At 47.1% G+C, this 2,952-nt stretch carries 4 protein-coding genes and 2 pseudogenes; 5 read left to right on the top strand and 1 reads right to left on the bottom strand.

The window, feature by feature from the left end:
• From USG84_RS23975 to USG84_RS23955, 5 genes and pseudogenes are all read left to right on the top strand, one after another.
• A partial coding sequence (locus USG84_RS23975; RefSeq protein ID WP_320712137.1) for an integrase core domain-containing protein occupies positions 1-368 on the top strand: 368 nt, incomplete at its 5' end.
• A 25-nt stretch (positions 369-393) separates the two neighbouring features.
• Positions 394-906: pseudogene (locus USG84_RS23970) on the top strand (recombinase); the annotation flags it as partial.
• A gap of 43 nt (positions 907-949) precedes the next feature.
• Positions 950-1,336, top strand: a complete 387-nt coding sequence (locus tag USG84_RS23965) for a plasmid partitioning/stability family protein (protein ID WP_151413794.1) — start codon at positions 950-952, stop codon at positions 1,334-1,336.
• A 209-nt stretch (positions 1,337-1,545) separates the two neighbouring features.
• On the top strand, positions 1,546-2,169 hold the full coding sequence (gene parA / locus USG84_RS23960) for a ParA family partition ATPase (RefSeq protein ID WP_151413793.1): 624 nt from the start codon (positions 1,546-1,548) through the stop codon (positions 2,167-2,169).
• A gap of 11 nt (positions 2,170-2,180) precedes the next feature.
• Positions 2,181-2,384: a plasmid partition protein ParG gene (locus USG84_RS23955; protein WP_049002001.1), complete on the top strand. Its 204-nt coding sequence runs from the start codon at positions 2,181-2,183 to the stop codon at positions 2,382-2,384.
• Between the two features lie 237 nt (positions 2,385-2,621).
• Here USG84_RS23955 and USG84_RS23950 read toward each other — a convergent pair.
• Positions 2,622-2,840 (bottom strand): annotated as a pseudogene (locus tag USG84_RS23950) (N-acetyltransferase); the annotation flags it as partial.
• Positions 2,841-2,952 lie beyond the last annotated feature (112 nt).

The raw sequence follows: 2,952 nt of genomic DNA, 5'->3' as shown, positions 1-2,952 counted from the left end.
TTCTGGACAGCATCGCGCTGTTTAGGGGCTATCCGGCGACAATAAGAACCGATCAGGGCCCGGAATTTACCTGCCGCGCGCTCGATCAATGGGCCTTTGAGCATGGTGTGGAACTACGGCTTATCCAGCCAGGTAAGCCAACGCAGAACGGATTTATTGAGAGTTTTAACGGACGCTTTCGCGATGAGTGTCTGAATGAACACTGGTTCAGCGATATTCTTCATGCCCGGAAAACGATTAATGACTGGCGGCAGGATTATAACGAGTGCCGTCCCCATTCATCGCTGGATTACCAGACACCAGCCGAATTCGCAACGGAATGGCGAAACAGGAAATATGAAGAAAAACCAACCGACATTACTAACTGAAGGTTGTATCTAATCCTGGGGGCAGGTCACAGCAGGTGTTGGTCTGGCCGACGAACTAAGCACATCTCATTCTATGCTTATCATCGACCTTGGCGGCACGACCCTGGATGTGTCATTGGTTGTGGGCAAAATGACGGGAATCTCTCGTGTCTATGGTAACTCGGAACTGGGTGTGTCACTGGTAACATCAGCCGTTAAACAGGCTTTGGCTAGCGCAGAGACAAAAACATCCAGCTTTAACGTCGATAATCTGATCATTAATCGTCATGATGATGCTTATCTATCCGATAATATCAACGAGATTGAAGCTCTCGATGATGTCAAAAAGGCCATGACTCAAGCCATCTCTCGCCTGCAGCGCCGCGTCCTTGACGTTGTAGCAGACTTTGATGGCTATACACATATTATGGTCATTGGCGGCGGAGCACCGCTAATTGCGGACGCTATTCGCGATAACACTTCTATCCGGCAGGATCGCTTCTTTGTTTCGAACCACCCGCAGTTTGACTTGGTCACCGGGCTGAAGGCTATAGGATAAGAAATGAGGGGCTAAAAGCCCCCCTTTTTTAAAGGAGGTCAACTTGACGGATAAAACTGAGCGTAAGGCTCCAGGACGTAAAAACACGTCTGCAGCAGAAGTACGTAAAGACATTCGTTTCTACCTTCGCCCGACAAAAGCTGTTAATGAGCAATACGCCGCTGACAAACTCAGCGAGTTGCAGGGTGAAACCCAAGATCACATGCGCCAGTTTTCTCTTGCAGGTCTGGCGCTCGCTGAAGTCGATAGCCGACTGCCAGCAGTTTTGGCTTCAATGCTCAAGCCGGGAGTAACTGGTACAGAGATTGAAGCGGTTCTTAGAGCTTTCCTCAGCATGGACCTATCGCTACAACCACAAGTAGTAAAATCCGAAGAGTCTTCCAAAACGATCGGCTCTGCCAGGAACCTACGCAACATGCTCCCAGACTAACCTCCAGCAGCTCGTCCAAGGGATGCTCCCACATATGAGTAAAAGATTATATGATTACAAAATCATATAATCTTTTTATTCCATGCACACATGATTCCATGTTGCTTTGCTCATGCTCGCAGATTAATATTCACACATACAGTGTGATTATGTATGCAAACACTCAAATGATTACATAATCATATAGTCAAACAATCATGTGAGGGTGTATGGCTAAGATTATCGCGATTCTGAATGGGAAGGGCGGTGTAGGTAAAACGACGTCGACTATCAACATTGCTACGGCTATCCAGCGCAAAGGGTTCTCTGTTGCCGTCGTAGATACTGATCCCCAGGGGAGCATCAGTAACTGGTTCGATGAAGAGAAGTGTGCATTTGACCTGACCGAAGCGGCCAGTGAGAAAGAGGTCTACCAGGTACGCAAATCCTTAAAATCATATGATTATGTAATCATTGACGGTGCAGCCGCTATCTCCGCCATTTCTTCTGCAGCGGTAATGGTTTCAGATCTGGTCGTTATCCCTGTGACCCCATCGCCACTGGACTTTGCTGCATGCGGTGCAATTCTGGCAGTTATTGAGGCTCGTCAGGACTTACAACCGGTGGAAGCTCGCTTCCTCATCACCAAGAAAATTCCGCACAGCAAAATGCTTGCTGTCCTGAAAGACTCGATCGAAGACACTGGCGTACCAGCCTTCAGAACGTCTATCTCTCAGCGTCAGGCTTACGTAAAAGTTATGCTCGATGGCAGTACCGTATTCGATACGGATGACGGCGCAGCAAAAGGTGAGATTGATGTACTGACGAACGAAATTCTGAAGATTACTGCATGAGCAAGCCCGCTATGAAAATGAAACTTGGCCAGAACCGTGCCACGCCAGCCGCCGTTGACGCCGTAATGAAGCCGTCAGTCATCACTAAACGACTGCAGATGAACATCCCTGAAGATCTCCATAAGGAGTTCAAGAAGGCTTGCGTCGATGATGACGTTGAAATGACGGACGTTGTCACTCAACTGGTAAGGGACTGGCTGAAGGGCAGGGCATAAACATATGCTCACATGAGTACATGAGTACATGAGTACATGAGTATTTAATCATAGAATTCTAGGGTGTTATGACTTTGAAATGACGGACGTCGTAACTAAGTTGGTAAGGGACTGGCTGAAAGGCAGGGCATAAAACATAATCTCAAAAACACATAATCATTTGATTATTGGATTATAGAATTCCTGAATCTTATGCTGTTAAGATAAAACAAAAGCCCCGACTAGCGGGGCTTCTGTTTATTCGTCTTGGGCTTCGAATAATTCTTCTATCGATTTGGTTGGATAGAAGAGGGCGTTACTATTTTCGCGCTTGAGCAGGATGAAGCCAAGGCCAAGGTAGAAATTTTTGGCGTCGTCGCTGAGAGCTTCAACAAACATTCCATGTATTCCTACTGCCTGGGATGCGTGATACACAACCTTCATGGCATGTGTTACAAGCGTTTCTCCATACCCTTGAGGTAGAGTCTTAGTGCGTGGTGTAAATTCGGAAGGATGGTGAGAGCCATCGGCTTATCCGGTAAGGTAATGGTTAATCAGACAATTATCTTAGAAGGAGTCAACCGATGGC

The organism is Enterobacter sp. 168J2 (genome assembly GCF_034107265.1).
In the GTDB taxonomy this organism is placed as follows: Bacteria; Pseudomonadota; Gammaproteobacteria; order Enterobacterales; family Enterobacteriaceae; genus Enterobacter; species Enterobacter nematophilus.
The sequence above is the reverse complement of the archived record's forward strand: the minus strand, read 5'-3'. Positions and strand labels throughout refer to the sequence as shown.